The following is a 26,661-nucleotide window of genomic DNA, read 5'->3' as shown; positions in this document are numbered from 1 at the left end:
ATGAGGCGGGCCACGCCCGAGAGACGCCGCCTGCGGCGGCTCCTCAGGGTGAGGCCCGAATGAGACGGAGTTCCGGCCAAACTCGACGCCTATGGCCCTCACCCCGCCGCCTACTCCCGCATCCGGCGCACCGCGTCGATCAGCGCGGCGGTCGAGCCGTCATGACACCCGGCCGGGCTTGCGGTGGACAATTCCGGCAGGATGACCTTGGCCAGCTGCTTGCCCAGTTCGACGCCCCACTGGTCGTACGAATTCACGTCCCACACCACGCCCTGGACGAACACCTTGTGTTCGTAAAGGGCGATCAGCATGCCCAGCGTGTGGGGATCAAGCTGCCGGTACAGCAGGGTGTTGGTCGGCCGGTTGCCCGGAAACACCCGGTGCGCCGCCTGCGCGTCGCTCAGCTTGGGGTTCTCGGCCTTGACCTCGGCCAGGGTCTTGCCGCGCATCAGCGCCTCGGGCTGGGCCAGGGCATTGGCCAGCAGCATCAGGTGATGGCCGCCCAGCTCGTTGTGGCTGTTGGCGGCGGCCAGGAAGTCGCAGGGGATCGGCTTGGTGCCCTGGTGGATCAGCTGGTAGAAGGCGTGCTGGCCGTTGGTGCCCGGCTCGCCGAACACGATGGGGCCGGTCTGCCAGTGCACCGGCGCGCCGTCGCGCGCCACCCCCTTGCCGTTGCTCTCCATGTCCAGCTGCTGCAGGTAGGCCGGCAGCCGGCGCAGATACTGGTCGTAGGGCAGCACCGCATAGGCCTGGGCCCCCAGGAAGTTGTTGTACCAGACCCCCAGCATGGCCAGCACCACCGGCATGTTGGCCTCCAGCGGCGCGGTGCGGAAATGCTCGTCCATGGCGAAGGCGCCGTCCAGCAGCTCGGCGAAGCGCTCGAAGCCGATTGCGACGGCGATGGACAGGCCGATGGCCGACCACAGCGAATAGCGCCCGCCGACCCAGTCCCAGAACTCGAACATGTTGGCCGGGTCGATGCCGAAGGCGCGCACCGCCGGTTCGTTGGTGGACAGCGCCACGAAGTGCTTCGGCACCGCCGCCTCGCCCAGGGCGCCCACCAGCCAGGCCTTGGCGGTGGCGGCGTTGGCGATGGTCTCCTGGGTGGTGAAGGTCTTCGAGGCGACGATGAACAGGGTGGTCTCGGGCCGGCACAGCTTCAGCGCCTCGGCCATGTGGGAGCCGTCGACGTTGGAGACGAAATGCACCCGCAGCCCCGGCTGCTGGTAGGGGGTCAGCGCCTCGGCCACCATGGCCGGGCCGAGGTCGGAGCCGCCGATGCCGATATTGACCACGTCGGCCATGGGCTTTCCGGTCGCCCCGGTCCAGGCGCCCGACCGCACCCGGCCGGCGAAGTCCTTCATCTTGTCCAGCACCGCCCGGATGCCCGGCATGACGTCGTGGCCGTCCACCGTCACCGCCTTTGCCGAGCGGTTGCGCAGCGCGGTGTGCAGCACGGCGCGGCCTTCGGTGGCGTTGATGGGCTGGCCGCCGAACATGGCGGCGCGCATCTCCTCCAGCCCGGCCTGGCGGGCGAGGTCGGCCAGCAGGGGCATGGTCTGGTGGGCGATGCGGTTCTTGGAATAATCCAGCAGCAGGTCGCCGAGGCGGAGGGTGAAGGCATCGGCGCGCCCGGGATCACGCGCGAACATGTCGCGCATGTGTTCGGGCGCCATGGCCTCGGCGTGGGCCTCCAGCAGCTTCCAGGCCGGCAGGCCGGTGGGATGTGCCATGTCCGTCTCCCTCCTCGTTTTCCCGGGAGTCTAGCAGAGGGGCGCTGCCCCGGCCACCCGCCGGGCACGAAAAAAGGGAGGCCCCTGCGGGCCTCCCTCGATACCGTGGAGCGGGGCGGGGATCAGACCACCATCAGCACCGCGCCCGAGGCGGCGATGGCGGCGCCGGTGCCGCGCACCAGCAGCTCGCCCTTCTCGCGCACCAGGCGGGCGATGCCCAGCGACCCGAACACGCCGGCGGCGTGCAGCAGGCCGGTGGCCACCAGGAAGCCGGCGCCGTAGAGAACCGGGGCGGCGGCCGCCGGCATCTCGGCACCGTGGGCGTGGCCGTGGAAGATCGCCAGGGCGGCGACCACCGCCATGCCGAGCGGCAGGGCCGGCTTCAGCTTCAGCGCCACGACGGTGCCCAGCAGCACCACCGAGGCCAGGATCGCCAGTTCCACCGCCGGCAGCCCGATGCCGGCCATGCCCAGGGCGCCGCCCGCCACCATGGCCGCCAGGAAGGCCAGCGGCATCAGCCACACGGCGCGGCCGCCCGCCTGCACCGCCCACAGGCCCACCGTCACCATGGCCAGCAGATGGTCGAGGCCGCCCACCGGATGGGCGAAGCCGGCCACCAGGCCGGCGCCGTGGGCGCCCCCGGTATGGGCGAAGGCCGGCAGGGCGGCAAGGGCGATGGCGGCGGCCGGCAGCAGGCGAAGCAGCTTCATGGGGGGAGATCCTTGCATTGGTCGAAATCGGCCGCCATTATGCGACTGGGTCATCGCCACATGCAAGCGCGAAAGGGTCGGCCATGCACGGCAGCCATCACGGCCACCGAAGCCACGAGCACAAGCACGACCACAGCCACGCCCACACCCACGTGCATACCCATCCCCACGCCCATGGCGAGGTGGTCCACAGCCACGCCCACGCCCATACCCACCAGCACGACCACCTGCACCAGCATTCCCACCCCCATGGCCACGACGGGGACGAGCACGCCCACGACGACCCGCGCCACGGCTGGAAGCCGCACGAGCACCACCACGAGCCGGACGACCTGCCCGACCACGACCATTCGCATTGATGGGCGGTCTCAGACCTCGCGGCCGTTGGAGCGCTTCCACTGCGCCAGCGGGGCGGCGGCGTGGGTGGCGACGAAGGGGACGTATTTGCGGTCCTCGCCCAGGATGTGGGTGACCAGCCAGTTCTCGATCAGCTCGAACAGCCGCCGCCCGTCCACCGTGTCGCCGCGCTCGACGTCGGATTTCAGCGCGAACACCACGTCGTACATGCGGTCGTGCAGCTCCTTGTGGGCGCGCCAGTCGGGATAGCCGGCGCGCTTCATCTCCTGCTCCTCCTCGCTGAAATGGACCAGCACGAAGTCCTCCAGCGTCGCCACCACCGCCTTCACCTCGGCGTCGTTGCCCTCGGCATCGAGCAGCGGATGCAGCCGGTTCAGGCAGTCGATGATCATCCGGTGATGACCGTCCAGGGTCTCGGCGCCGACCGACATCTCGGTGGTCCACTCGATGAACTGCATGATCAACCTTCCATCAGGACGCGGATATGGGCGGCGACGCAGGCCGCCAGGGCTCGGGTCTCGTAGCCGCCTTCCAGCAGCGACACCACGCGGCGGCCGGCGGTCTCGCGGGCGACCGCCAGCAATTCGCGGGTGACCCATTCGAAATCGGCCACCTGCAGGCGGAAATGCGCCATGGGATCGGCGGCATGGGCGTCGAACCCGGCCGAGAGGATGACGAAATCGGGGGCGAAGGCACGCAGGCGCGGCAGGATGGTTTCCACATAGGCGGCGCGGAACGGCTCCGAGCCGGTGCCGGCCGGCAGCGGCACGTTGACCACCACCGCCCCGCCGGGGCCGCCGGTCTCCTCGGCCAGGCCGGTATAGGGGAAGGCGTCGGCCTGGTGGCTCGAGGCGTAGAAGGTCCCTGGCTGGTCCCACAGCACCTGCTGGGTGCCGTTGCCGTGATGGACGTCGAAATCGATCACCGCCACCGACTTGAAGCCGTGGGCGTGGCGGGCGTGCAGCGCCGCGATGGCGGCGTTGGAGAACAGGCAGAAGCCCATCACCGCCTCGCGCTCGGCATGGTGGCCGGGCGGCCGGGTGGCGACGAAGGCGTTGCGGCTGCGCCCGGTGGCGACCTCGTCGACGGCGGCGCAGGCCGCTCCGGCCGACCGCAAAGCGGCATCGCCCGATTTCGGCGAGACGAAGGTGTCGCCGTCCAGCTCGACGCAGCCGTCGTCGGGGATCGCCCCCATGACATTGTCGAAATGGACCCGGCTATGGGCGCGCAGGATCTGCTCGACGGTGGCCGCCGGCGCCTCCTCGCGCGGGACATACATGAACTCCTCGCGGTCGAGGATGTGGGCGATGGCGCGCAGGCGGTCGGCGCATTCGGGGTGGAACTCGCCGGTGTCGTGCTCGAGACACACCGGATGGGAATAGATCACCGTCGATGACAATGGGCGGTTCCTCGGCAGCCAGGGCGGCCGGCCGCGCGACGAACGCCCCGACCAGCCCGAATCGGCGCGAGTGTACGCCAAAGGTATGAGCCGCGAAATGCCCCATCAACCGCCCGGAGAGCACGGGGGGCATGCGTTGGGATGGGGGGTGGGGGGCTGGACTCTGACGCAGAATCTGCCCCCCCATATCCGCCGGTACAAAAACAGAACTCTTGGCGTCCGCCCCGTTAGTTGTTAGACTTCCCGCCGAAAGGCAGGGGGCGGTTAGAAATGGCGCGCAATTCCTTCGTTTCGCTGTTCTCCGGTGCGGGCGGACTGGATATCGGCCTCGAGGAGGCCGGCTGGGTATGTCACTACGCTTCCGATTTGGACCAGGACGCCGTCGAGACGCTGACCGCCAACAAAGGGCGCCGCTTGGCCCGCTCCGTCGCCTTGAACGAGGCCTTCGTCGAACGCGCCGACGTGCGGCACTCCATGGGCCGGGACATCCTGGCGAAGGGCGGCATCCGCCGGGGCGACGTCACGTTGCTCGCCGGCGGTCCGCCGTGCCAGTCCTGGAGCAGCGCCGGTCATCAGCATGGTTTCGAGGATCCGCGAGGGCAACTGTTCGCGGACTTCGTGCGCCTTGCCGGCGAACTGGATGTTCGTTGGCTCGTGTTCGAGAATGTCCGAGGGCTGCTGACGGCCCGCGGTCCCGACGGTGTCCCCGGCACGGCACTGCAGCTGATCCGCGCCAAGTTGCTGAGCGCCGGCTTCCAGACGGCGGTCACCCTGCTGAATGCCGCCGATTTCGGGCTTGCGCAACGGCGCGTCCGGCTGTTCGTCATCGGCTACCGCGCCGGCGACATTCCCCCGTTTCCGGTCGCGACCCACGGCAAGGACCCGGTTGACGGGCTGAAGCCCTGGATGCCGCTGCGCGCGTGCCTGAGCACGCTTTCTCCGTTGGCCGAGGACGAGGTGATCCGCCCCTCGGGGAAACTGGCCCACGACCTGGCCCTGGTGTCACCGGGGTCGGGGGTCAAAAGCCCGGGCAAGGCGGAAACGACCCGTCCCGGCGGGCATTGGGGGTACAAGCAGGGGGCCTTCGTGGCCGACCTTGCCGTTCCGGCGCGCACGGTTACCGCCAGCGCGCAGCAGGACTGGGTGAAGGACCCCGTGCTGGGGCTCCGCCGTCTGTGCCCCAGAGAGTGCGCCGCCATCCAGACGTTCCCCCCGACCTGGGCGTTCGCAGGCAACCGGACGAGCCAGTACCGGCAGATCGGCAACGCGGTTCCGCCCAGGCTCGCCGAACTGGTCGGGAAATCGCTCCTCGACCACGTCGCCTCCCAACCGACGAGCGGGGCCGTCCATCATCTGGCGCTCCTGCCGCTGCCGGACGAGCTTGCGAAGGCCGTTCGCTACACGGCCAAGGAAGAGGCTCGGAACGGCCAGTCCCGAAGGGCGGCGGCACCCCGGCGCGTTTCCAGGATTCCGGTTCTGCGAACGACGGCGATCTAGCCTGATGGCCGACGACCTCAAGGCCATCCACGCCGCGCACGCGGCCGAAGCCAAGCGCCTGTACCAGGAGGCGCGAGACCCGGAAGAAGGGGCCGCGGATTGGAAGCTGGCCCTACGGGGGGCTCGCCATGTCTTGGCGGAAGCGCTTCGGGCCTCCAACTACTTATCGACCATCGCAGTCGCCCTCATGGAGAGCGGCGGCCATATGCTGGCCCTGAGGCATTTCCTCGCCCCGCCCATCAGCCAGGATCAGTTCAAATTGCTATGCCCGACCTGGCCGAAGACCAGCGAGAAGAGTGGCTCGCCTGTTGGCGCAGGTCCGGCCGTCGCTGTAGCGGAAATGTTCGCACAATGGCGGGACCGTCACTTGACCCGCTGGCTTGACGCTGGACGCAAGCCAACACGTGTGGAATTGAGGGAGGTGCTGCTGGCCCTTTCGCCGTTGATCGCCGCGCAGACCTTCGCGACCACTCGGCGAAACCGCCTTGCGGCGAAGCAGGAACAAGCCGTCATTGAGTTGCTGGAAGCGAAGGGGTGGACCCGCCGTCCCAGTCGTCTCATCGACCGGCGGGCTGCGGTCCCCGAAAAGCACTTCATGCATAAGACGCGGTTTGCGACTGCGACAACCACCCCCCAAGAGGTGGATGTGGCTTGCGGATTGCGTGACACTCTCGTCCTGGCGATGGAATGTAAGGTCACCAACGACGAAACGAATTCCGTCAAGCGCGTGAACGACGTCCTGAAGAAGGCCGAGGCCTGGAAGACCCATTGGGGAAGCTTCGTGGTGACCGCCGCCCTGCTGGAGGGCGTCATCGCCGCCAAGGATGTGGAGCGCCTCATCGACGCCAAGGTCCATGTTTTCTGGTCGCACCAACTCGACGCCTTCTCGGAGTGGCTCGACAGGCAGTTCTGAGATCCGGTCTCCCGGAATTACGGTGCCAGCGAGAATGACGCGTCACCGCACCCATCCCCCACACCCACGAGGGCCGCCCCCCGTCCTACCAATCCGGAATTACGGTGCCAGTGCACCTAACTCCCACCTCCGCCCAGCACCCGCCCCGGAATTACGGTGCCAGTGCACCCAACTCCCACCCCCACGAGGGCCGTCGCCCCCGTCCTACCAATCCGGCTGCGGATTGCGCCCGGTCCCGGGTGGAAACGGCTCAAATGGCATTAAATGGATTAAAGTGCTGCCATTTAATCCATTTGCCGAGGCGCGATCGGTTCCATCCGCTCACGCCAGACGACGCCACCCGGCCGCCCGTCCCCGTCCGTCGCTGACGATCTTGCCGTCATGCTTGAGTTTGCCGAGGGCGCTTCGGATGGTGTCTCGCCCGACCAGAGGGCACATCTTTTCCACGTCGGACAAACGGAACCGCGCCGGCAGAGCCATGACCGCCCTCTCCACCATCCGGGTACGGGCTCCATGGTCAAGGTCGATGGCGGTGCTCTCCTCCAATTCGCGGTAGGCGGCAAGCACCGTGCCCAGCAGATATTCGGTGAACGGGACATGGTTGTGTCCACCATCCGCCCAGCGAACGTCGGATAGGGCGAGGCTGTCGTAATAGGTAGCCTTGCTGTCCTCGATCAGGCGCTCCAAGCTGACGTAACGGCCGACTTCGTATCCCATGCGGTAGAGCAGCAGCAGAGTCACCAGGCGGGCAACCCGGCCGTTCCCGTCGGGGAAAGGGTGGATGCACAGGAAATCGTGCACATATAGCGGCACCAGCAGGACCGGCTCGATCTCGCCCTCGTCGAGTGCCCGGGCCAGCGCCTCGTGCAGTTCGGTCATGGCTGCCGCGGTCAGCGCCGGTGTGACGGTGCGGAGCCGCACCCGCATGATTGCGCCGGTGGCGTCCTTCTCGACGATGTCGTTGGTCGCCAGCTTGTAAGTGCCGCCCCCCGCAGCAGTGAACCGCATCAGCATGCCATGCAGTTGGCGAACGACGTTTTCGGTCGGCGGCATATCGGCGGCATTCTGATGGATCAACGCCAGGGCATCGCGATAGCCGGCCAATTCGGCCTGGGACCGGTCGGTGGTCTCGGGATCGGCGGCATTTCGGACGATGCGGTCGAAGGTGTGGGGGCCGACCTCGACGTTCTCCATCCGGCTGGAGGACTCCACACTCTCGATAACCGCTACCTGGCGCAGGCGCTTGAGCACCTCGGGCTTGGTCTGCGCCCATAGGCTTTGTTTGCCGCGGTACTCGGTCAGGGCCGCCACCATGCGCAACAGACGCGGCGGGACCACCAGGTGTGTCAGAAAGGAAGGCGCGAAGGACGTCATTCCGGTTCCAACGTAGCGAGCTCAATCGGAGAGGCTGGCACGAAGACCCGAGGAGGGCGGGACGCAGCAGGTGCGGAAGCGCCGGCGAACCAGGGGATCACGCACCACCGCCCCCGCCCCGAGGCGACAGGACTTTCCTGTCGGCGGATGAATGGCGGAGAGGGTGGGATTCGAACCCACGGTGGGGTTGCCCCCACACCGGTTTTCGAGACCGGCCCATTCGACCGCTCTGGCACCTCTCCGCAGGAAAAGGAAGCACCCGATCGACGGGAAGGCGCGGAGACTAGCGCAAAGGGCCGGTCTCCGCAACCCCGTCGAAACGGGTGAGGTGACGGGTCGCCGGCGCCTCAGCGCGGCGAGATCACCATCACCATCTGGCGGCCTTCCATCTTGGGGATCTGCTCGACCTTGCCCAGATCCTCGAGGTCGTCGCGCACCCGCTCCAGCACCTTCATGCCGAGATCCTGGTGGGCCAGTTCGCGGCCGCGGAAGCGCAGGGTGACCTTGACCTTGTCGCCTTCCTCCAGGAACTTGCGCATGTTGCGCATCTTCACGCCGTAGTCATTGTCATCGATGTTGGGCCGGAGCTTGATCTCCTTGACCTCGATGACTTTCTGCTTCTTGCGTGCCGCGTTCTTCTTCTTCTGGTCCTCGTACTTGAATTTTCCGAAGTCCAGAATCTTGCAGACCGGCGGGTCGGCGTTGGGCGACACCTCGACCAGGTCGAGGCCGGCTTCCTCCGCCATGGTGAGTCCCTCGCGCAGGGACACGACTCCGATCATTTCCCCTTCCGGCCCGACAAGGCGGATGGAACGGGCGTCGATCTCTCGGTTGACGCGCGGCCCGTCGTTCTTGGGCGGCGTCTGCATGGGTGGCCTGGCTATGTAAACCTCTCCATCGGTTCGAACTCGATAATGGACCGGCCGCCTGTCCCCCGCGGTGTTTTCCGGTCCGGCTCCTGCAATGCGCGCTCGCCCGGGCTCAGCCGGGCGGCGCGGATTCCGCCGTCAGTTTAGCAACCGCCTGATCCAGCGCAACGATTTCTTGGTCCGGGCTGCCGAGACGGCGCATGGCGACCTGGCCGTTCTCGGCCTCGCGCCGGCCGACCACCAGCAGCACCGGCACCTTGGCCTGGGAATGCTCGGCCACCTTCTTGTTGATCTTCTCGTTCCTCAGATCGGCCTCGGCGCGCAGGCCGGCGGCGCGCAGCGCCTTGACCGCCTCCTCGGCGAAGCCATCGACGTCCGACACGATGGTCGCCACCACCACCTGGGTGGGGGCCAGCCACAGCGGGAAGCGCCCGGCATGGTGCTCGATCAGAATGCCCAGGAACCGCTCGAACGAGCCCAGGATGGCCCGGTGCAGCATCACCGGGCGCTTGCGGCTGCCGTCCTCGGCGGTATAGGCGGCGTCCAGGCGCTCCGGCAGGACGAAGTCCACCTGCAAGGTGCCGCATTGCCAGTCGCGGCCGATGGTGTCCTTCAGCACGAATTCCAGCTTGGGGCCGTAGAAGGCGCCCTCGCCGGGATTGAGGGTCATCTCCAGGCCGGCCGCCTCGGCCGCCTGCTTCAGCGCGCCTTCGGCCTTGTCCCAGACCTCGTCGGAGCCGGCCCGCTTCTCGGGGCGGTCCGAGAACTTGACCCGCACCTCGGTGAAGCCGAAATCGGTGTAGACCGTCTTCAGCAGCTCGCAGAAGGCGATGGTCTCGGCGGTGATCTGGTCCTCGGTGCAGAAGATGTGGGCGTCGTCCTGGGTGAAGGCGCGCACCCGCATGATGCCGTGCAGCGCCCCCGACGGCTCGTAGCGATGGCACGAGCCGAACTCGGCCATGCGCAGCGGCAGGTCGCGGTAGCTCTTGATGCCCTGGCGGTAGATCTGGACGTGGCAGGGGCAGTTCATGGGCTTGACCGCCAGGTGGCGTTCGTCCTGGGTGCGCACGGTGAACATGCTTTCCGAGAACTTGTCGGCGTGGCCCGAGGCCTCCCACAGCGAGTAATCCACCAGCTGCGGCGTCTTGACCTCCACATAGCCGTTGGCGTCGAGGCGCTTGCGCATGTAGCTCTCGACGGCGCGGTACAGGGTCCAGCCCTTGGGATGCCAGAACACCGATCCCACCGCCTCTTCCTGCTGGTGGAACAGGTTCATCTCGCGGCCCAGCCGGCGGTGGTCGCGCTTCTCGGCCTCCTCCAGCATGTGGAGATAGGCCTCCAGGTCCTTCTTGTCGAACCACGCGGTGCCGTAGATGCGCTGCAGCATCTCGTTGCGGGAATCGCCGCGCCAATAGGCGCCGGCCAGCTTCATCAGCTTGAACGCCTTGCCCAGCTTGGCGGTGGACGGCAAATGCGGGCCGCGGCACAGATCGATGAACTGGCCCTGGCGATACAGGCCGATGGGCTGGCCCGCCGGGATCGAGGCGATGATCTCGGCCTTGTATTTCTCGCCCAGGGAGTCGAAGAACCTCACCGCCTCGTCGCGGTCCCATTCCTCGCGGGTGATGGCCTCGTCGCGGTCGACGATCTCCTTCATCCGCGCCTCGATCTTTTCCAGGTCCTCGGGGGTGAACGGAACCGGGCGGGCGAAGTCGTAATAGAACCCGTTCTCGATGGCCGGGCCGATGGTCACCTGGGTCTCGGGGTACAGCTCCTTGACCGCCTCGGCCATGATGTGGGCGGCGTCGTGGCGCAGCAGCTCCAGCGCGTCGGCGCCGTCCTTGGCGGTGACGATGGCCAGGTTGGTGTCGCGGTCCAGGGTGGTGGCCAGGTCCTTCATGGCACCATCGACACGGATGGCCAGCGCCGCCTTGGCGAGGCCGGGGCCGATGTCCCTGGCGACGTCCAGCCCGGTCACCGGACCGGGATAGGAGCGCACCGAGCCGTCGGGGAGCGTGATGGCGACCATGATGAGCGACCTTCGCTTGCTGTTCGCGTTTGCGGAAAAACGGGAATCCGGGACTCTACGGCCTTTGGGGGCCAAGTCAAGATTGACGGATCAGGGTCAACACCGCCGCCTCGGCCGGGCAGTTCAGGCGGATGGGCGGCACGCTGGCGCCCAGGCCGCGATTGGTGAAGCCCTGCATCCCGCCCAGCCGCCAGCGCCCCGATGCCAGGTCGCGGTGGCGTTCCAGCACCGTCACCAGCGGGCGGCCGCCGGGCAGGCAGATCTGGCCGCCATGGGTATGGCCGCACAGGTAGAGCGCATGGCCGGCGGCGGCGGCGATGTCGGCGGCCTCGGGCGAATGCACCAGGGCGACCGAGGGGCCCGGGGCGGGCGCCCCCAGCAGCGCCAGCGCCGCCGCCGAACAGAAGGCATGGACGTCGTCGGTTCCGACCAGGGAAAGCGAGGCGCCGCCGCGCCCGATCACCGACCGTTCGTTCAGCAGGAGGGTCACCCCCTGCGCCTCCAGCGCCTCGGGCGTGTCGTGGTGGTCGTGGTTGCCCAATACGGCGAACGCCCCGTCCACCGGCGCCAGCATCGCCAGCGCGTGGCCGATGCCGGCGTAAACCTCGGGCAGAGGCGGGCCGTGGTCGGTCTGGTAATCGCCGGTCAGCGCCACCAGGTCGAAGGCTTCGCCGGCCAGCCGCCGTGCCACCGCCTCGACCGCGCCGGGGACGATGTCGGCATGCAGGTCGGACAGGTGCAGGATGCGATAGCCGTCGAACGGCGCCGGCAGGCCGGGCACGGCGATGTCGTGGCGGCTGATGACGAAGCCGCTGGCCAGCCGCACCCCCAGCCGGCGCATGCCGAGCCTTGATGCCATCCGGTCGAGGCCGATCAGCAGCGGCTCGCGCCACGAGATGCGGGCCGGGCCGCCGACACCGTGGCGGATGCGCCGGCCGAGGTCGCGCTCGAAGGCGATGCGCTGGGCGCGCCAGGCGGCACGTGCCAGGACCCGTTCGTCGTGCCCCATGCGAGTTCTAACCCGTCAGTTCGGCGATGGCGGCTTCGACCGCCGCGCTCTCCAGGCCGTCGAGGCTGGGGACGCGCAGCACGCGTACCAATCCGCGCGGTGCACACAAGGTGGGGTCCGATTCGTGGGAGAACAACACCACCGACGGACACCCAGAGGCGGCGATCAGGTGCATCGGTCCGGTGTCGTTGCCCACCGCCGCCAGGGCGCCCCGGCCCAGCCCCAGGATGTCCGGGAACGAGGTGCGCCCGCCCAGGTCCACCGCCCGCGGGCAGGCGGCGGTGATGGTGCCCAGCGCCTGGCGTTCCTTGTCGGTGCCGATCAGCACCGGCGCCACCCCGCGCGCCGCCAGCCACCCGGCCAGGGCGGCGAAGCGCTCGGCCGGCCAGCGCTTGGCCGGGCGGTGGGGGGCGCCGCCCGGGCACAGCAGGGCGTAGGGACGGGGCAGGCCGAAGCGCGCCGCATCGGCGCCGGCCCAGGACAGATCGGGCGCCGGCACCGCCTCGATGCCGGCCATGGCCAGCTGCTCGGCCTGGCGGTCCACCGTGTGCATGGCGTCGCGGAGCGGATTGGCGTGGGGATGCGAGCAGCCCCGGGCGATGCCCGACCACTGGACGCCACCGCCCATCAGGCGGAAATAGGACGACGAGCGGTCCGAGGTCTGCAGGTCGTAGACCCGGGTGAAGCGCCCGCCCTTGAGGCGGTCGCGCAGGCCGGCCAGGCGGGCGAAGTGCCACGGTTTCGGCTTGTCGTCGATCCAGACGTGGTCGAACCACGGCGAAGCGGCGGCCAGTTCGGCGAAAGGCCGGGTGGTGAGCAGGGTGATCTCGGCGCCGGCATGATGGCCGCGGATGGCGGCGAAGGGGCCGAAGGCCTGGACGAAATCGCCCAGGGCGCCCAGCTTGACCACCAGGATGCGCTCGGCGCTCAATCGGTCTCCGCCTCCGCCTCTCCCGCCAGCACGTCGCGGTAGACTGCCAGGGTCTTGGCGCACATGGCCTCGCGGGTGAAGTTCTCGCGCACGAAGCTTTGCGCCAGCACCGCCATGTCGCCGCGCTCCTCGGCGGTCAGGGTCAGGAAGCGGGCCAGGGCCGAGGCCAGCGACGACGGATCGCCGGGGGTGACCAGCCAGCCGGTGCGCCCGGGCAGGATGGTCTCGCGCGCGCCGCCGTGGTCGGTGGCGATCACCGGCCGGCCCATGGCCTGGGCCTCGACCACCACCCGGCCGAAGGCCTCGGGATCGGTGGAGGCCGACACCGCGATGTCGGTCAGCATGTAGGCGGCGGGCATGTCGTTGCATTCGTCGACGATGTGCACCACGTCCACCAAGTCGAGCTTGCGGATCAGGTTCACCAGGTCCTGGCGATAGCCGGTGCGGCCCTGGTCCGAGCCCACCAGCAGGCAGCGCACGTCGTGGCGGCCCAGTTCGGCCAGCGCCCGGATCAGCACCTCCTGCCCCTTCCAGCGGGTCAGGCGGCCGGGCAGCATGATCACCGGGAAGCCGTCGGGCAGGCGCCAGCGGTGGGCCAGCTGGATGATGCGCTCGGGGCTGACGCGCACCGGGTCGAACTTCCTGAGATCGACGCCGCGATGGATGACCCGGATGCGGGCGGCATCGACACCGTATATGCGGCGGGCGTGCTCGGCGATGAAATCGGAAATGGCGATCACCCGCTCGCCGCGGGTCATCACCGAATTGTAGACGTGCTTGAGCCCGAACCAACCCAGGTTGTAGGTGCCGTGGAAGGTGGTGAGGAAGTGGGCGCCGGTGCGGTTTGCGGCGGCCAGCGCGCTCCAGGCCGGGGCGCGGCTGCGGGCGTGGACGATATCGACGCCGCGCTCGCGGATCAGCGCCTCCAGCCGGCCGACATTGGCGCGCATGTCCCACGGCTTCTTCGAGGCCAGCGGCATCTCCACGTGCTCGGCGCCGACGCGGGTCAGCTCGCGCACCATGGGGCCGCCGGACGAGGCGACGATACTGGTCCAGCCGGCCTCGACCAGCGCCTGGGCGACCTCGACGGTGCCGCGTTCGACGCCGCCGGTGACCAGGGCGGGCAGCACCTGCAGGACGACGGGCTGACGGTCGGGGGCCTGACGGTCTGGGGCCTGACGGTCTGGGGGTTGACGGCCGGGGGCGGCAGGCGCTTCGATGGCGGTGGAATTCTCGGTGGACATGGATGGATGCTATGACGAACCCAACGAATGACGGGACCCTGCCCGTCGGGGCCGGGATATTAGCACGCGGGGACGGCGCGTCCATCGCCTACCGTCGTGCCGCCGGAACGGGTCCGGGCGTGGTGTTCCTGCATGGCTTCCACTCCGACATGGAGGGCGACAAGGCGCTGGCGCTGGAAGCCTTCTGCGCCGCCCGGGGCACCGCCTTCCTCCGCTTCGATCTGTTCGGTCACGGCCAAAGCTCGGGTGCGGTCGAGGACGGCTGCATCGGCCGCTGGAAGGACGACGCCCTGGCGGTGATCGACACCCTGACCGCGGGGCCGCAGGTGCTGGTGGGCTCCAGCCTGGGCGGCTGGATCGCCCTGCTGGCGGCACTGGAGCGGCCGCGCCGCGTCGCCGGCCTGGTCGGCATCGCCGCCGCTCCCGACTTCACCGAGGACCTGATGTGGGCCGGCTTCGACGAGGCCCAGCGGCGCGAGATGCGCGAGACCGGCCGGGTGATGATGGAGAATTGCTACGACCCCGACGATCCATGGTCGATCCCGCGCCTGCTGATCGACGAGGGGCGCAACCACCTTTTGCTGCGCGACGCCATCAACCTGGACTGCCCGGTGCGGCTGATCCACGGCCAGAACGACGCCGACGTTCCCTGGCGCACCGCCTTGCGCATCGCCGAATGCCTGGTCGGCGACGACGTCGAGGTGACCCTGGTCAAGGACGGCGAGCACCGCCTCAGCCGCCCCGCCGATCTGGCGCGGATGATCCGCACGGTCGAGGCGCTGCTGGGGTGAGGGAATGAAAGTCGCGGAAACCTTCAGCTTCCATGGCCTTGTGCTGGAAAGGACTCGAAATCGCCCGCCCCACTCGTCATCGCCGGGCCACCGGGTCTGGCCCTCGGCCAGCCCGGCGGTAAACTTCACGACCCGGCGATCTACGTGGGCCCTCCCGGTGCGTCAGGCCGCTTGCGCGATGGTCCACATCGCGCTGCGCGTCCTTCCTGCCAGGCGGGCCAATTCGTCTCGGCGCAGGCCACACCCTAATTGAGTACGGACCCTAGGGCGCAAGCGGGGCGAAGCCGGGAGGGCTGCGACACCCTCACATCAACCCGGCCACGTCCTGTTCGAAGCATTCCACCAGGGCGTCCCATTCGCCGTCGATCTCGGCCTTGAGGTCCGCCCAGGTGCCGTCCGGCTCGTCGGTCAGCGCGTCGAGCATGTCGCGGATGCTGTCGCGGCGCCGCTCCATCATCGCCAGGCGATGCAGCATCTCCCGCTTCAGCCCGCCATCGGGGGAATCGAGCAGGCGCAGGCGCACCCCCTCGATCCTCAGCGAGAGATCGCGCAGGCCCTGCTCCATGCCGTTGAGGTAGGCGTCCCGGCCCATCGGCCCTCCGCACGCTTTCGGCATCAGCCTGCGCCGCGGCGGCTTGCCCGCGCAACCATGCTTGGGGGATAGGGCGCTCCCCCGGACGGGGAGGGAATTCTACAGGATCGCCAGCACGCTTTCCGGCGGCCGCCCCAGGGCCGCCTTGCCGTTGGCCACCACGATGGGCCGTTCGATCACCGCCGGATGGGCGACCATGGCGGCGATCAGCTGGTCGTCGGTCAGCGCGCCCGAATCGATGCCGGCCTCGGCCGCCTCCTTGCGGCGCAGGATGTCGGCCGGGCGCTTGCCCAGCAGGGCGAGGATGCGGGCCAGCTCGGCAGCGTCGGGCGGGGTCTTCAGGTATTCCACCACGCGCGGCGTGACGCCCCTGTCCTCGACCAGCTTCAGGGTCTCGCGCGACTTGCTGCAGCGGGGGTTATGGTAGACGGTGACGTCGTTCATGACTGGGTTCCGTTGCCAGGGACTGCCCCAAAGGTAGGCGCACGCCATAGTTTCGTCAAAGTCGGCCGTTATTCCCGGTCCGTCTTCCCCTTGCGGAGTGCCGCCGGCAATGCCCCCCTTGCGCCTCGTCCTCGCCTCTGTCGTGCTGCTGTCGGCGCTGTCCGCCGCCGCCCTGGCGGCCGAGCCCGAGGGCCTGCTGGTCGCCGTCCGCGGCTGGGGCACCGAGCTGCGCGAGGTGGTGGTCTCGCCCATCGGCCGGCGGGTGCTGTCGTCGGCGGTGACCATCACCCTGGTGGTGAGCGGCGCCGTGGTGCTGTGGCACCTGGCCTCGCGCGGGGTCGAGCGCTGGCTGGCCCGCTTCGACTGCGAGGGCGCCGGCGCCTATCGCACCGCCCGGGCCCGCACCCTGCTGCCGCTGGCCCGCAACGTGCTGTTCGTGGCGCTGGTGGTGATGGTGGTGCTGATCGTGCTGTCCGAGGTCGGCATCAACATCGCGCCGCTGCTGGCCGGTGCCGGCGTGGTCGGCATCGCCATCGGCTTCGGCGCCCAGAAACTGGTGCAGGACGTCATCACCGGCGCCTTCATCCTGTTCGAGAACACCATCGCCATCGGCGACGTGGTCAAGCTCGACGGCCATGCCGGGGTGGTCGAGGGCATGTCCATCCGCGCCATCCGCCTGCGCGACATCACCGGGGCGGTGCACACCATCCCGTTCGGCTCGGTCGGCACGGTGGTCAACATGACCCGCGACTTCAGCTATGCCCTCATCGACGCCGGCGTCGCCTATCGCGAGGACATCGACCGGGTGGTCGAGGTGCTCTCCGGCATCGCCGCCGAGCTGGCGCTGGATCCCGAACTCGGCCCCGAGCTGCTGGAGCCGCTGGAGGTGATGGGGGTGGACCGCTTCGAGGCCTCGGCGGTGGTGGTGCGGGTGCGCCTGAAGACCCAGCCGGGCAGCCAGTGGAAGATCGGCCGCGCCTTCAACCGCCGCATGAAGCAGCGCTTCGACGAGCTGGGCATCGAGATCCCCTTCCCCCAGACCACCCTGTGGTTCGGCGACAAGGTGCAGGTGCCGGTCAAGGTGTAGCAAGCGCCTCCGCCGCCTCCTCGTCCGCCGCCGCCAGGACCCGGCGCGCTGTGTCGAGGTCGAAGCCGGCGCGCGCCATGGCGGCCAGCTCCTTGCGCGGATCGGCGGCGGCGTCCGCCTTGCGGAACGGCCCCAGCCGGCGCTTGCGGGCGAAGCGGATGGCGGCCGCCAGGTCGGGCTCGGCCAGCTCCTGCGTCAGGCCGTCCAGCGCCGCCGCCGTGGTGTCGCCATCCACCCCCTTGGTCGCCAAAGCGGCGCGGATGACCCGCACCGGGCGGCCCTGGCGGTTGAGCGCCCGGGCCTTGGTGGCGGCATAGGCGGAATCGTCGAGATAGCCCAGCCGGGCCAGCTTGGCCATGGTGGCATCGACCTGGGCCGCCGCTTCCGATCGCTCGCCGCCCCAATGCTCCAGCGCGCGGTCGACCTTGCGCATCAGCACCCGGCGCACCGAGGCACTGGACGCGGCGAAGCGTTCCAGGTAATGCAGCGCGGCATTCTCCAGGTATGATGGCGTGATCTTGGGCGGCGCCTTGCGCATGCCCCAGCCTAGCCGGTTCCGCACGAGGTTTCCATGTCCCAGCCCGCCGCCCTTCCCCCGGTCCCGCGCAGCTACGGCGCCGTCAACTGGCTGGGGGCCCGCACCCTGTTCCTGAAGGAGGTGCGCCGCTTCCTCAAGGTGCATTTCCAGACGGTGATGGCGCCGGTGGTCACCACCTTGCTGTTCCTGGCCGTCTTCGCCCTGGCGCTGGGGCGGGTGGCGGCCGACGTGGGCGGGGTGCCGTTCGTCGAGTTCCTCACCCCCGGCCTGATCATGATGGCCATGGTGCAGAACGCCTTCGCCAACACCTCGTCCTCGATCATCATCGCCAAGGTCCAGGGCAACATCGTCGATCTGCTGATGCCGCCGCTCTCGGCCGCCGAGCAGACCGCGGCGGTGGCGCTGGGCGGGGTGGCGCGCGGCCTGCTGGTGGGCGTGGTGGTCGGCCTCGCCATGTCCCTGTTCGTGCGCATCCACCTGCATTCGGCGTTCTTCATCATCTTCCACGCGGCGATGGGCTCGCTGATGCTGTCGCTGCTGGGCATGATCGGCGGCATCTGGGCCGACAAGTTCGACCACATGGCGGCGGTGACCAATTTCGTGGTGACGCCGCTGTCGTTCCTGTCGGGCACCTTCTATTCCATCGAGCGCCTGCCCGAGGGCTTCCACCTGTTCGCCCTGGCCAACCCGTTCTTCTACATGATCGACGGCTTCCGCTACGGCTTCATCGGCCATGCCGACGGCCCGCTGGGCGTGGGCGTGGCGGTGGTGGCATTGGCCGATCTGGGCCTGCTGCTGCTGACCTGGCGCATGCTGGCGACCGGGTACAAGCTGAAGGCGTAAGGGGACTCTGGACCCTAGCTTCGGCTCCGCCAACGGGCCGGGTCGCGACTTGCATGGAAGCACGCGAAAACCACCACCTTGTCCCCTTTGACTTGAAAGAACAGACCATAGGGAAAGCGGCGGAAGCCCGCACGTCGCGTTTCGCCGTAAACCCGTGGAAACTGGCATAGGCCGTCCGCGAGGCGGTGGGCCAGCGCCTGGAATTCCTCAAGGAAGCGAGGTGCGATGCCGGGGCTGCGGCCGTCGTACCATTCCAGGGCAGCCGCCAAGTCCGCTTCGGCAGCCGAGGTAAGGACGACGCGCATCAGCGGTAGCGGCGTCTTAACAGCGAAACCACCTCGTCCACGCCGCGGGCATGACCGGCGTCCTCGTCCAAACTCGCGACGCGCCGGTCGATCTCGTCCTTCTGCGCCGGCGTCACCGTCACGGCCGCATCGTCTAGGCTTTCACACAGATCGCCGATCAGGTCGATGCGCTCTTGCCGCGACAGGTGGCTGAAGTCGATGGATGGCATGGGAGTGGACCTTGCACGCAGGCTGTGTTCCGCCTGTCCAATATGGCAAGGCACACCGGCATTGTCGAGACGCCGGGCCGCGCAGGCGATCGCCTCGCCATAGCCCCCCGCGCGACGGTTGACTTTCCCTGTCGATGCGAGGATATTCCCGCCTTTCCCAAGCGCACGCCGGTCCAATTCGTCCGTCCGGGGCGAAGCCATCCGGCTTTTCCGACGGGGGAGGAGTGCCGGTGTTTCCTGTCGTCATGCCGACCTATGCGCGGGCCGACGTCGCGTTCGAACGCGGCGAGGGCGCCCATTTGTGGGCGACCGACGGGCGCCGCTACCTGGATTTCGGGTCGGGCGTGGCGGTGACCTCGCTGGGGCACAACCATCCCCGGCTGGTGCGGGCGCTGGTCGAGCAGGCCGGCAAGGTGTGGCACGTCTCGAACCTGTTCCGCTCGCCGGGGCAGGAGCGGGTGGCCGCCAAGCTGGTGGCCAACAGCTTCGCCGACACCGTCTTCTTCTGCAATTCGGGGGCCGAGGCCAACGAGTGCGCCATCAAGATGGCGCGCAAGTTCCACGCCGAATCGGGCGAGCCCGGCCGCTGCGAGATCGTCTGCGCCACCGGGGCGTTCCACGGCCGCACCCTGGCGACCATCGCCGCCGGCGGCCAGGAGAAGCACCTCAAGGGCTTCGACCCGGTGACCCCGGGCTTCGTCCACGTCCCCTACGGCAACCTCAACGCCCTGCGCGCCGCCATCGGGCCGCAGACCGCCGCCATCCTGGTCGAGCCGGTGCAGGGCGAGGGCGGCGTGGTGGCGGGCGATCCCGACTACCTGCGCCGCCTGCGCGCCGCCGCCGACGAGTTCGGCGTGCTGCTGATCTTCGACGAGGTGCAGACCGGCATGGGCCGCACCGGCCCGCTGTTCGCCCACCAGGCCTGCGGAATCGCCCCCGACATCATGCCGCTGGCCAAGGGGTTGGGCGGCGGCTTTCCGGTCGGCGCCTGCCTGGCCACGGCGGCGGCGGCCAAGGGCATGACCGCCGGCAGCCACGGCTCCACCTTCGGCGGCAACCCGCTGGCCATGGCGGTGGCCGAGGCGGTGCTGGATGCCATGCTGGAGCCGGGCTTCCTCACCAACGGCGCCGCCATGGGGGCCAGGCTGCGGGCGGGGCTGGACGCGCTGTGCAGTCGCTATCCGGCGGTGATCGAGGAGGTCCGCGGGATCGGCCTGATGATCGGGCTGAAGGCCCGCATCCCCAACACCGAGCTGATCGCGCGGCTGCTGGCCAATGGGCTGGTGACCATCGCCGCCGGCGACAACGTGGTGCGGCTGCTGCCGCCGCTGGTGATCGGCGAGGCCGAAATCGCCGAGGCGCTTGGCATCATCGAACGCACCCTTTCCGAGGTGAGCGCATGACCGTCACTCCCGGTCGGACCCGCGCCGGGCAGGTCCGTCATTTCCTCGATCTCGACCGCTTCGACACCGAGACCCTGCGCCGCATCCTCGACCTGGGGGCCGCCTACAAGCGCGGCGACAAGCCGTTCGGCAAGGACAAGCCGCTGTCGGGCCGCCTGCTGGCGATGATCTTCGAGAAGCCCTCGACCCGCACCCGGGTGTCGTTCGAGGCCGGCATGAAGCAGCTGGGCGGCGACGTCATCGTGCTCACCCGCTCGGACACCCAGCTGGGCCGCGGCGAAACCATCGCCGACACCGCCCGGGTGCTGTCGCGCTACGTCGATGCCGTGATGATCCGCACCGACGACCCGGCCAAGCTGTGCGGCCTGGCGGAATTCGCCAGCGTGCCGGTGGTCAACGGCCTCACCGACGACACCCATCCCTGCCAGGTGATGGCCGACATCATGACCTACGAGGAGCATCGCGGCAGTCTCGAGGGCAAGGTGGTGGCGTGGAGCGGCGACGGCAACAACGTCTGTGCCAGCTGGATCCAGGCCGCGGCCCATTTCGGCTTCGAGATGCGGGTGGCCTGCCCGCCCGGTCTGGAGCCCGATGCCGGCGTTGTCGCCTGGGCCACCGGCAACGGCGCCGCCGTCGCCATCGGCCACGATCCCAGGGCCGCCGCCGCCGGGGCCGACCTGGTGATCACCGACACCTGGGTCTCCATGGGCTGCGAGGAAACCGACCGCGCCGGGCGGCTGATGCCGTTCCAGGTCAATGGCGGCCTGATGGCGCTGGCCAAGGCGGATGCCCTGTTCATGCACTGCCTGCCGGCGCACCGCGGCGAAGAGGTCACCGACGAGGTCATGGACGGCCCCCATTCGGTGGTGTGGGACGAGGCGGAGAACCGTCTGCACGTGCAGAAGGGCATCCTTACCTGGTGCCTGCTGTGAGTCTGCCTGCGGGCGACCTGATCCTTCCCTTCCAGGTCGGCGGCGGCGCGGTGCGCGGTCGTCTGGTGCGCCTCGATGCGGCGCTCGACGGCATCCTTGGCGGCCACGCCTATCCGCCGGCGGTGGGCGCGCTGCTGGCCGAGACCCTGGCGCTGGCTGCCGTGCTGGCCGGGGCGCTGAAATACGAGGGGGTGTTCACCCTGCAGGCCCAGGGCGACGGGCCGGTGACGCTGGTGGTGGCCGACGTCACCAGTGCGGGCGCCCTGCGCGGCTATGCCCGCTTCGACGCCGAGGCGGTGGCGGCAGCACCGGCTGGCGACAAGATGCCGGCGGCGCCGGCTGGCGACCCGGTGCCGACGCTGCTGGGCAAGGGGCACCTGGCCTTCACCGTCGACCAGGGGCTGAAGGTCGACCGCTACCAAGGCATCGTGGCGCTGGAAGGCGCCACCCTGGCCGATTGCGCCCGCACCTATTTCACCCAGTCGGAGCAGCTGGACACGGACATCGTCCTGGTCTCCCGCGTCGACCCGAAATGGGCCGCCGCGGCGCTGATGATCCAGCGCATGCCGGGCGGCCAGCCGGGGGCGCCGATCCTGACCGCCGACGAATCGCAGGAGGCCTGGCGCACCGCCCGGGCCCTGCTCGGCAGCGTCACCGCCGCCGAGATGCTGGATTCCGCGCTGGCCCCCGAGGCGCTGGTCGATCGCCTGTTCCGTCTGGAGGGCGTGACGGTCTGGGCGGCGAAGCCGCTCGAGGCCCGCTGCCGCTGTTCCGGCCAGGCGGTGGCGCGCATGCTGCGCGGCATTCCGCGCGCCGAGATCGCCGGGCTGAAGGACGAGTCCGGGCGGGTGGTGATCACCTGCGAGTTCTGCCGCACCGCCTATACCTTCGGCGATGACGAGCTGGAGCGGGTCTACGCGCCTTGACGGGCACGGCGCACATGCCAGAATGGGCGCCGGCCGCCAACCTTTTCCGGACCGATGCCCCATGACCGTGCGCATTTCCCACCTGGCGATGGCCTTTCTCGCCGCCCTCAGCCTCGCCGCCTGCGAAAGCCCGCCGGCGGCCCAGAAGTTGTCCGACATCGGCTTCGCCGACAAGCGTCCGATCCAGCTCAACGTGGCGTCGCTGGAGATCGTGCCGGAATACCAGCCGCCGGGGCGCAAGCCCAATGTCGAGCACCTGATGCCGGTGTCGCCCGAAGGCGCCACCGTGCGCTGGGTCAAGGATCGCCTCAAGCCCATGGGCGGCGCCGGCTCGGGCTCGGCCCGGGTGGTCATCCGCGACGCCCGCGTGGTCGAGGTGCCGCTGAAGACCGATACCGGCTTCGCCGGCCTGTTCAAGCAGGAGCAGGCGGAGCGCTACGACGGCGCGCTGGACGTCGCCATCGAGATCAAGGACCAGCGCGGCTTCACCATCGCCGACGTGGTGGCGCGCGCCACCCGCACCCGCACCATCCCGGAAGGGGCCAGCCTGAACGAGCGCGACCGCGCCATGCACGAAATCTCCGAGGCGCTGATCCGCGACGTCGACGGCCAGATGGACGGCCTGATCCGGACGTATCTCGCCAAGTGGGTGATGTAGGGGGGCGTTCCCCGCGCCCTACTGCTTCCAGAACGCCGGCACGAACAGCACCAGCAGCGCGAACATCTCCAGCCGCCCGAACACCATGGCTGCCGCCAGCAGCCACTTGGCGGCGTCGGGCAGGGCGGCGTAGGTGCTGCCGGGGCCGATGACCTCGCCCAGGCCGGGGCCGACATTGGCGATGGCCGAGGCGGCCCCCGACAGCGCGGTGACGAAGTCCAGCCCCATCAGCGCCAGCGCCATGGCCAGCACGGCGAAGGCCAGCGCGTAGACGAAGATGAAGCCCATCACCGAGCCCAGCACGTCCTTGGGGATGGCCTTGCGGTTGAAGGTGGGGAACATCACCGCATGCGGCCGCAGCAGCTGGCGGACCTGCATCAGCGCGTCGGCGAACAGGAACTGGAAGCGGAACACCTTGATGCCGGCAGCGGTCGAGCCGGCGCAGCCGCCGACGAAGGTGAGGAAGAACAGCACCGCCGCCGACAGTCCCGACCAGTCGCTGAAATCCATGGTGACCAGGCCGGTGCCGGTCATCACCGAGGCGACGGTGAAGAAGCCGAAGCGGACGGCCGATAGCGGGTCGAGGCCGCGCTCGCCCATCAGCCACAGCGTCACCGCCGCTCCGCCCAGCGCCATCAGCCCCAGGTACCAGCGCAGCTGCTGGTCGTAGGCAAGCCGGCGCCAGTTGCCCTGGGCAAGGTGGAAGAACAGCGCGAACTGCATGCCGCCCACCACCATGCCGATTCCGACGATAAGTTCCACCATGGCGCTGTCGAAGGCGCCCAGCGAGGTGTCGCGGGTCGAGAAGCCGCCGGTGGCGATGGTGCTCATGGCATGGACCATGGCGTCGAAGCCGCCCATGCCCGCACCCCACAGCGCCAGCCCCAGCACCAGGGTGAGGCCGATATAGACGGTGACGATGGTCGATCCCACCCGCGCCGCCCGCGGGCTGGCCCGCTCGTGCGCCGCCACCACCTCGATGCGGAACATCTGCATGCCGCCGACGTTCAGCAGCGGCAGCACGGTGATGGCCATCACGATCACGCCGATGCCGCCCAGCCACTGCAGCAGCGCCCGCCACAGCAGCAGGCCCGAGGGCAGGCGGTCGAGCCCGGCGATCACCGTCGAGCCGGTGGTGGTGATGCCGCTGGTCGCCTCGAACACCGCATCGGCGGTCGACAGGCCGAGCGGCGCCAGCGCGAAGGGCAGGGCGGCGAACAGGCAGGGGACCAGCCACGCCAGCCCGGTGGCGAGATAGATCTGGCGCACCGACAGGGCGCCCGTGTGGCCTCGCGCGCCCAGCACCAGGCCGAGCCCGACCACCAGGGTGATGCCGCCGGCGGTCAGGAAGGCCTGCCACTCGGGCTCGCCAGCGGCCAGGTCGACCAGGGTCGGAACCGCCATGGCCGCCGCCAGCAGGCACAGCACCAGGCCGACGATGGACAGGACGGGGCGAAAGTCGATCATCTCACACCCGCCAGAAGGTTCGCGAGAACAGGACGATGACGGTGAACAGCTCGAGGCGGCCCAGCATCATCTCGAACGACAGCAGCCACTTGGCGGCGTCCGGCAGCGGCTTGAAGTTGCCCGCCGGGCCGATGATGTCGCCCAGGCCGGGGCCGACATTGCTGATGGCCTGGGCCGAGCCGGTCACCGCTGTGACCAGGTCCAGCCCGGTGACGGTGAGCGCCAGGGCGAACAGCGAGAAGGTCAGGAAATAGACGACGACGAAACCCAGCACCGAATCCACGACCGCGTCCGAGATGCGCTGGCGGTTGAAGTCGATGACGAACACGCCGTGCGGGTGCAGCAGCCGCTTCAACTGGGTGCCGGCCATCTGGAACAGCACCTGCCAGCGGAACACCTTGACCCCGCCGGCGGTGGAACCCGTGCAGCCGCCGATGAAGGTCAGAACGAACGCCACCACCTGGGGAAAACCGCCCCACAGGCTGTAATCGGTCGAGGCGAAGCCGGTGGTGGTGACCAGCGAGACCACGGTGAAGCTGGCGTGGGTCAGCGCCTCGCCGGCATCCATGTCGTTGACGATCCACTGCCACAGCGCCAGCACCACGGAGAAGAACCCCAGGAAGGCGAGGAACCAGCGCACCTGGGTGTCGGTCAGGATCGCCCAGCGGCCGCGCCGCCACGGCGTGATGAACAGCACGAAGGTGGTGCCGCCGGCGGCCATGCCGACGATCAGAATCCAGTGAACGAGCGGGCTGGACCAATGCCCGGCCGACCCGTCCGAGGTGGAAAAGCCGCCGGTGGACAGCGCCGACATGGCATGGCAGACCGCCTCGAAGGGCGTCATGCCGGCCCACCACAGCAGGATGCCGCAGACCAGGGTCAGGCCGACATAGGTCACCACGATGCCGCTGGCCACCTGCGAGGTGCGCGGCTTGACCTTCTCGGTCTTGTCCGAACTTTCCATCTTGAACAGCTGCATGCCGCCGATGCGCAGGATGGGCAGGATCGCCACCGCCATGACGATGATCCCCACCCCGCCCAGCCAGTGCAGCAGGGCCCGCCACATCAGGATGCCGCGCGGCGCCGTGTCCAGTCCGGCGATCACCGTCGAGCCGGTGGTGGTCAGTCCCGACATGGCCTCGAAATAGCCGTCGGTGAAGCTCATTCCCAGGGCCGAGAAACTGAAGGGCAGGGCGGCGAAGCCGGCCATCAGCACCCACACCGAGGTGGTCAGCAGGAAGGCCTGGCGGGTGGAAAACGGCGGGCGGTCGTCGCGGCGGGTGGCCAACATCATGGCCAGGCCGACGAAGGCGGTGACGATGCCCGAAAGGGCGAAGACCTGCCAGTCGAGATCGTCGGACGCCAGATCGACCAGGGCCGGCACCGCCATGGCGGCGGCCAGCACCAGCAGCAGGATGCCGTTGACGAAAATGACCGGCCGGAAATCGATCACGCGCTCCCCCTCAGAAGCTGGACTCTAATGGCGCGCTTCCGAGGGGCTGTAAAGGGAAAGGTGGGTGGCCGCAGGGCAATCGGCAGCAGGGAGATGATCCTGCCAAGAGTCGTCATTCCCGCGAAGGCGGGAATCCATGCGTCCGCAAGTGCGGTTGCCGACCCGGGATTTCGACTGCCCCCGCCATGGACCCCCGCCTTCGTGGGGGTGACGAACAATACCCGACTGCCCGGGGTGCGGCCGGCTACGCGTTCGACAGGCCGGGGCCGTGCTGGCCCTGGATCAGCGCCATGAATTCGCGTCGGGTGGCGGGGTTGTCGCGGAACGCGCCCAGCATGCGGCTGGTGACCATGGTGACGCCGGGCTTCCGGATGCCGCGGGTGGTCATGCAGGCGTGCGCCGCCTCGATCACCACCGCCACCCCCTTGGGCTGCAGCACGTCGTTGATGACGTTGGCGATCTGGCTGGTCATCTTCTCCTGGATCTGCAGCCGCTTGGCGAACACCTCGACGACGCGGGCGAGCTTCGAGATGCCGACCACCCGGCGATCGGGCAGATAGGCGATATGGGCCTTGCCGATGATCGGCACCATGTGGTGCTCGCAGTGGGATTCCAGGCGGATGTCGCGCAGGACCACCATCTCGTCGTAGCCCTCGGTCTCCTCGAAGGTGCGCTGCAGCATCTCCACCGGGTCCTGGCCATAGCCTTCGAAGAATTCCTCGTAGGCGCGCACCACCCGGTCGGGGGTGCCGACCAGGCCTTCGCGGCCGGGGTCGTCGCCGGCCCAGCGCAGCAGCACGCGCACCGCCTCCTCGGCTTCCTCGCGGGTCGGGCGGCGCGGCGCAACGGGCCGCAATTCCTGGGGCAGGGTGATCTGGTCGTCGCTCTTCACTGGCTCATCCCCCGTTCGGGGCGGCATGCCCCCTTCGGTCTAACGCCAACGGGATG

General features: G+C 69.1%; 28 protein-coding genes and 1 tRNA gene. 10 read left to right on the top strand and 19 right to left on the bottom strand.

What is annotated here, in order from left to right; translation table 11 throughout:
- Positions 1-110: 110 nt before the first annotated feature.
- Together pgi and MTBUT4_RS07000 are read right to left on the bottom strand one after the other, a co-directional pair.
- Positions 111-1,733 (bottom strand): glucose-6-phosphate isomerase, encoded by a 1,623-nt coding sequence (pgi, locus tag MTBUT4_RS07005; RefSeq protein WP_173978948.1) that lies wholly within the window; start codon positions 1,731-1,733, stop codon positions 111-113.
- A 122-nt stretch (positions 1,734-1,855) separates the two neighbouring features.
- Positions 1,856-2,443 carry a HupE/UreJ family protein gene (locus tag MTBUT4_RS07000; RefSeq protein WP_173978947.1) on the bottom strand — a complete coding sequence of 196 codons (588 nt, stop codon included), beginning with the start codon at positions 2,441-2,443 and terminating at the stop codon, positions 1,856-1,858.
- An 83-nt stretch (positions 2,444-2,526) separates the two neighbouring features.
- Between MTBUT4_RS07000 and MTBUT4_RS06995 the strand changes: the two genes are divergently transcribed.
- The gene (locus MTBUT4_RS06995; protein ID WP_173978946.1) at positions 2,527-2,802 is read left to right on the top strand and encodes a hypothetical protein; all 276 of its coding nucleotides are present in this window, start codon (positions 2,527-2,529) and stop codon (positions 2,800-2,802) included.
- A gap of 9 nt (positions 2,803-2,811) precedes the next feature.
- Here the strand turns inward: MTBUT4_RS06995 and MTBUT4_RS06990 are convergent, their stop codons facing one another.
- Positions 2,812-3,258, bottom strand: coding sequence for a bacteriohemerythrin (locus MTBUT4_RS06990; protein ID WP_173978945.1), 447 nt, complete (start codon positions 3,256-3,258; stop codon positions 2,812-2,814).
- Between the two features lie 2 nt (positions 3,259-3,260).
- Positions 3,261-4,199 carry a histone deacetylase family protein gene (locus tag MTBUT4_RS06985; RefSeq protein ID WP_254434773.1) on the bottom strand — a complete coding sequence of 313 codons (939 nt, stop codon included), beginning with the start codon at positions 4,197-4,199 and terminating at the stop codon, positions 3,261-3,263.
- 270 nt (positions 4,200-4,469) lie between these two features.
- Here MTBUT4_RS06985 and MTBUT4_RS06980 point away from each other — a divergent pair, with 270 nt between their 5' ends.
- Positions 4,470-5,696 carry a DNA cytosine methyltransferase gene (locus tag MTBUT4_RS06980; protein WP_173978944.1) on the top strand — a complete coding sequence of 409 codons (1,227 nt, stop codon included), beginning with the start codon at positions 4,470-4,472 and terminating at the stop codon, positions 5,694-5,696.
- Between the two features lie 4 nt (positions 5,697-5,700).
- A complete protein-coding gene (locus MTBUT4_RS06975) occupies positions 5,701-6,609 on the top strand; it encodes a XamI family restriction endonuclease (protein WP_173978943.1) in 909 nt (302 codons plus the stop codon).
- Positions 6,610-6,930: 321 nt separating this feature from the next.
- Here the strand turns inward: MTBUT4_RS06975 and MTBUT4_RS06970 are convergent, their stop codons facing one another.
- The 7 genes from MTBUT4_RS06970 to MTBUT4_RS06940 form a co-directional block, all read right to left on the bottom strand.
- A complete protein-coding gene (locus MTBUT4_RS06970) occupies positions 6,931-7,983 on the bottom strand; it encodes a Fic family protein (protein ID WP_173978942.1) in 1,053 nt (350 codons plus the stop codon).
- 152 nt (positions 7,984-8,135) lie between these two features.
- Positions 8,136-8,225 (bottom strand) — tRNA-Ser (locus tag MTBUT4_RS06965).
- A gap of 105 nt (positions 8,226-8,330) precedes the next feature.
- Positions 8,331-8,852 carry a translation initiation factor IF-3 gene (gene infC, locus MTBUT4_RS06960; RefSeq protein WP_173978941.1) on the bottom strand — a complete coding sequence of 174 codons (522 nt, stop codon included), beginning with the start codon at positions 8,850-8,852 and terminating at the stop codon, positions 8,331-8,333.
- 112 nt (positions 8,853-8,964) lie between these two features.
- Complete coding sequence (gene thrS / locus MTBUT4_RS06955) at positions 8,965-10,881, bottom strand: threonine--tRNA ligase (RefSeq protein WP_173978940.1); 1,917 nt, start codon at positions 10,879-10,881, stop codon at positions 8,965-8,967.
- 76 nt (positions 10,882-10,957) lie between these two features.
- Positions 10,958-11,890 (bottom strand): metallophosphoesterase, encoded by a 933-nt coding sequence (locus MTBUT4_RS06950; protein ID WP_173978939.1) that lies wholly within the window; start codon positions 11,888-11,890, stop codon positions 10,958-10,960.
- Between the two features lie 7 nt (positions 11,891-11,897).
- Positions 11,898-12,821, bottom strand: coding sequence for a glycosyltransferase family 9 protein (locus MTBUT4_RS06945; protein WP_173978938.1), 924 nt, complete (start codon positions 12,819-12,821; stop codon positions 11,898-11,900).
- A complete protein-coding gene (locus tag MTBUT4_RS06940; protein WP_173978937.1) occupies positions 12,818-14,065 on the bottom strand; it encodes a glycosyltransferase family 4 protein in 1,248 nt (415 codons plus the stop codon). Before MTBUT4_RS06940 ends, MTBUT4_RS06945 begins: the two co-directional genes overlap by 4 nt.
- Before the next feature lie 11 nt (positions 14,066-14,076).
- On the opposite strand from MTBUT4_RS06940, the gene MTBUT4_RS06935 reads away from it, so the two are divergent.
- Positions 14,077-14,856, top strand: a complete 780-nt coding sequence (locus tag MTBUT4_RS06935; protein WP_173978936.1) for an alpha/beta fold hydrolase — start codon at positions 14,077-14,079, stop codon at positions 14,854-14,856.
- Positions 14,857-15,160: 304 nt separating this feature from the next.
- On the opposite strand, the gene MTBUT4_RS06930 is transcribed toward MTBUT4_RS06935, so the two are convergent.
- Positions 15,161-15,448 carry a hypothetical protein gene (locus MTBUT4_RS06930; protein WP_173978935.1) on the bottom strand — a complete coding sequence of 96 codons (288 nt, stop codon included), beginning with the start codon at positions 15,446-15,448 and terminating at the stop codon, positions 15,161-15,163.
- A 99-nt stretch (positions 15,449-15,547) separates the two neighbouring features.
- Positions 15,548-15,892 (bottom strand): arsenate reductase (glutaredoxin), encoded by a 345-nt coding sequence (gene arsC, locus MTBUT4_RS06925; RefSeq protein WP_173978934.1) that lies wholly within the window; start codon positions 15,890-15,892, stop codon positions 15,548-15,550.
- Between the two features lie 109 nt (positions 15,893-16,001).
- Here arsC and MTBUT4_RS06920 point away from each other — a divergent pair, with 109 nt between their 5' ends.
- Positions 16,002-16,979 (top strand): mechanosensitive ion channel family protein, encoded by a 978-nt coding sequence (locus tag MTBUT4_RS06920; RefSeq protein WP_173978933.1) that lies wholly within the window; start codon positions 16,002-16,004, stop codon positions 16,977-16,979.
- Here the strand turns inward: MTBUT4_RS06920 and MTBUT4_RS06915 are convergent.
- Positions 16,969-17,541 carry a regulatory protein RecX gene (locus MTBUT4_RS06915; protein ID WP_254434772.1) on the bottom strand — a complete coding sequence of 191 codons (573 nt, stop codon included), beginning with the start codon at positions 17,539-17,541 and terminating at the stop codon, positions 16,969-16,971. The two genes, MTBUT4_RS06920 and MTBUT4_RS06915, sit on opposite strands and share 11 nt — an antisense overlap.
- 9 nt (positions 17,542-17,550) lie before the next feature.
- Here MTBUT4_RS06915 and MTBUT4_RS06910 point away from each other — a divergent pair, with 9 nt between their 5' ends.
- Positions 17,551-18,360 carry an ABC transporter permease gene (locus MTBUT4_RS06910; RefSeq protein WP_173978932.1) on the top strand — a complete coding sequence of 270 codons (810 nt, stop codon included), beginning with the start codon at positions 17,551-17,553 and terminating at the stop codon, positions 18,358-18,360.
- Positions 18,361-18,374: 14 nt separating this feature from the next.
- Here the strand turns inward: MTBUT4_RS06910 and MTBUT4_RS19890 are convergent, their stop codons facing one another.
- Both MTBUT4_RS19890 and MTBUT4_RS06900 read right to left on the bottom strand, forming a co-directional pair.
- Positions 18,375-18,665: a type II toxin-antitoxin system RelE/ParE family toxin gene (locus MTBUT4_RS19890; RefSeq protein ID WP_173978931.1), complete on the bottom strand. Its 291-nt coding sequence runs from the start codon at positions 18,663-18,665 to the stop codon at positions 18,375-18,377.
- Positions 18,665-19,075 (bottom strand): addiction module protein, encoded by a 411-nt coding sequence (locus MTBUT4_RS06900; RefSeq protein WP_173978930.1) that lies wholly within the window; start codon positions 19,073-19,075, stop codon positions 18,665-18,667. Before MTBUT4_RS06900 ends, MTBUT4_RS19890 begins: the two co-directional genes overlap by 1 nt.
- Before the next feature lie 29 nt (positions 19,076-19,104).
- Here MTBUT4_RS06900 and MTBUT4_RS06895 point away from each other — a divergent pair, with 29 nt between their 5' ends.
- The 4 genes from MTBUT4_RS06895 to MTBUT4_RS06880 all read left to right on the top strand — a co-directional run bounded on the left by MTBUT4_RS06895 (position 19,105) and on the right by MTBUT4_RS06880 (position 22,793).
- Positions 19,105-20,277 carry an aspartate aminotransferase family protein gene (locus MTBUT4_RS06895; protein ID WP_217424118.1) on the top strand — a complete coding sequence of 391 codons (1,173 nt, stop codon included), beginning with the start codon at positions 19,105-19,107 and terminating at the stop codon, positions 20,275-20,277.
- Entirely contained in the window at positions 20,274-21,209 is a 936-nt protein-coding gene (gene argF / locus MTBUT4_RS06890; protein WP_173978929.1) for an ornithine carbamoyltransferase, read from the top strand. Before MTBUT4_RS06895 ends, argF begins: the two co-directional genes overlap by 4 nt.
- Positions 21,206-22,135 (top strand): Hsp33 family molecular chaperone HslO, encoded by a 930-nt coding sequence (locus MTBUT4_RS06885; protein ID WP_254434771.1) that lies wholly within the window; start codon positions 21,206-21,208, stop codon positions 22,133-22,135. The genes argF and MTBUT4_RS06885 overlap by 4 nt, the downstream gene beginning before the upstream one ends.
- 61 nt (positions 22,136-22,196) lie before the next feature.
- Complete coding sequence (locus MTBUT4_RS06880) at positions 22,197-22,793, top strand: hypothetical protein (RefSeq protein ID WP_173978928.1); 597 nt, start codon at positions 22,197-22,199, stop codon at positions 22,791-22,793.
- Positions 22,794-22,811: 18 nt separating this feature from the next.
- On the opposite strand, the gene MTBUT4_RS06875 is transcribed toward MTBUT4_RS06880, so the two are convergent.
- The 3 genes from MTBUT4_RS06875 to folE all read right to left on the bottom strand — a co-directional run bounded on the left by MTBUT4_RS06875 (position 22,812) and on the right by folE (position 26,632).
- Positions 22,812-24,260, bottom strand: coding sequence for a TrkH family potassium uptake protein (locus MTBUT4_RS06875; protein WP_173978927.1), 1,449 nt, complete (start codon positions 24,258-24,260; stop codon positions 22,812-22,814).
- Position 24,261: 1 nt separating this feature from the next.
- Complete coding sequence (locus MTBUT4_RS06870; RefSeq protein WP_173978926.1) at positions 24,262-25,713, bottom strand: TrkH family potassium uptake protein; 1,452 nt, start codon at positions 25,711-25,713, stop codon at positions 24,262-24,264.
- A 244-nt stretch (positions 25,714-25,957) separates the two neighbouring features.
- Positions 25,958-26,632, bottom strand: coding sequence for a GTP cyclohydrolase I FolE (gene folE, locus MTBUT4_RS06865; protein ID WP_173978925.1), 675 nt, complete (start codon positions 26,630-26,632; stop codon positions 25,958-25,960).
- Positions 26,633-26,661: the final 29 nt, after the last annotated feature.

Source organism: Magnetospirillum sp. UT-4, from assembly GCF_902729435.1.
Taxonomy (GTDB): Bacteria; Pseudomonadota; Alphaproteobacteria; order Rhodospirillales; family Magnetospirillaceae; genus Magnetospirillum.
Note: the sequence above shows the minus strand (reverse complement) of the source record. Positions and strands in the feature narration are given on the sequence as shown.

Bases quoted from the DNA above. Each gene is read 5' to 3' on its own strand.
- pgi (WP_173978948.1), bottom strand. From the start codon at position 1,733: ATGGCACATCCCACCGGCCTGCCGGCCTGGAAGCTGCTGGAGGCCCAC.
- MTBUT4_RS07000 (WP_173978947.1), bottom strand. From the start codon at position 2,443: ATGAAGCTGCTTCGCCTGCTGCCGGCCGCCGCCATCGCCCTTGCCGCC.
- MTBUT4_RS06995 (WP_173978946.1), top strand. From the start codon at position 2,527: ATGCACGGCAGCCATCACGGCCACCGAAGCCACGAGCACAAGCACGAC.
- MTBUT4_RS06990 (WP_173978945.1), bottom strand. From the start codon at position 3,258: ATGCAGTTCATCGAGTGGACCACCGAGATGTCGGTCGGCGCCGAGACC.
- MTBUT4_RS06980 (WP_173978944.1), top strand. From the start codon at position 4,470: ATGGCGCGCAATTCCTTCGTTTCGCTGTTCTCCGGTGCGGGCGGACTG.
- MTBUT4_RS06975 (WP_173978943.1), top strand. From the start codon at position 5,701: ATGGCCGACGACCTCAAGGCCATCCACGCCGCGCACGCGGCCGAAGCC.
- MTBUT4_RS06970 (WP_173978942.1), bottom strand. From the start codon at position 7,983: ATGACGTCCTTCGCGCCTTCCTTTCTGACACACCTGGTGGTCCCGCCG.
- infC (WP_173978941.1), bottom strand. From the start codon at position 8,852: ATGCAGACGCCGCCCAAGAACGACGGGCCGCGCGTCAACCGAGAGATC.
- thrS (WP_173978940.1), bottom strand. From the start codon at position 10,881: ATGGTCGCCATCACGCTCCCCGACGGCTCGGTGCGCTCCTATCCCGGT.
- MTBUT4_RS06950 (WP_173978939.1), bottom strand. From the start codon at position 11,890: ATGGGGCACGACGAACGGGTCCTGGCACGTGCCGCCTGGCGCGCCCAG.
- MTBUT4_RS06940 (WP_173978937.1), bottom strand. From the start codon at position 14,065: ATGTCCACCGAGAATTCCACCGCCATCGAAGCGCCTGCCGCCCCCGGC.
- MTBUT4_RS06935 (WP_173978936.1), top strand. From the start codon at position 14,077: ATGACGAACCCAACGAATGACGGGACCCTGCCCGTCGGGGCCGGGATA.
- MTBUT4_RS06930 (WP_173978935.1), bottom strand. From the start codon at position 15,448: ATGGGCCGGGACGCCTACCTCAACGGCATGGAGCAGGGCCTGCGCGAT.
- arsC (WP_173978934.1), bottom strand. From the start codon at position 15,892: ATGAACGACGTCACCGTCTACCATAACCCCCGCTGCAGCAAGTCGCGC.
- MTBUT4_RS06920 (WP_173978933.1), top strand. From the start codon at position 16,002: ATGCCCCCCTTGCGCCTCGTCCTCGCCTCTGTCGTGCTGCTGTCGGCG.
- MTBUT4_RS06910 (WP_173978932.1), top strand. From the start codon at position 17,551: ATGTCCCAGCCCGCCGCCCTTCCCCCGGTCCCGCGCAGCTACGGCGCC.
- MTBUT4_RS19890 (WP_173978931.1), bottom strand. From the start codon at position 18,665: ATGCGCGTCGTCCTTACCTCGGCTGCCGAAGCGGACTTGGCGGCTGCC.
- MTBUT4_RS06900 (WP_173978930.1), bottom strand. From the start codon at position 19,075: ATGGCTTCGCCCCGGACGGACGAATTGGACCGGCGTGCGCTTGGGAAA.
- argF (WP_173978929.1), top strand. From the start codon at position 20,274: ATGACCGTCACTCCCGGTCGGACCCGCGCCGGGCAGGTCCGTCATTTC.
- MTBUT4_RS06880 (WP_173978928.1), top strand. From the start codon at position 22,197: ATGACCGTGCGCATTTCCCACCTGGCGATGGCCTTTCTCGCCGCCCTC.
- MTBUT4_RS06875 (WP_173978927.1), bottom strand. From the start codon at position 24,260: ATGATCGACTTTCGCCCCGTCCTGTCCATCGTCGGCCTGGTGCTGTGC.
- folE (WP_173978925.1), bottom strand. From the start codon at position 26,632: ATGCCGCCCCGAACGGGGGATGAGCCAGTGAAGAGCGACGACCAGATC.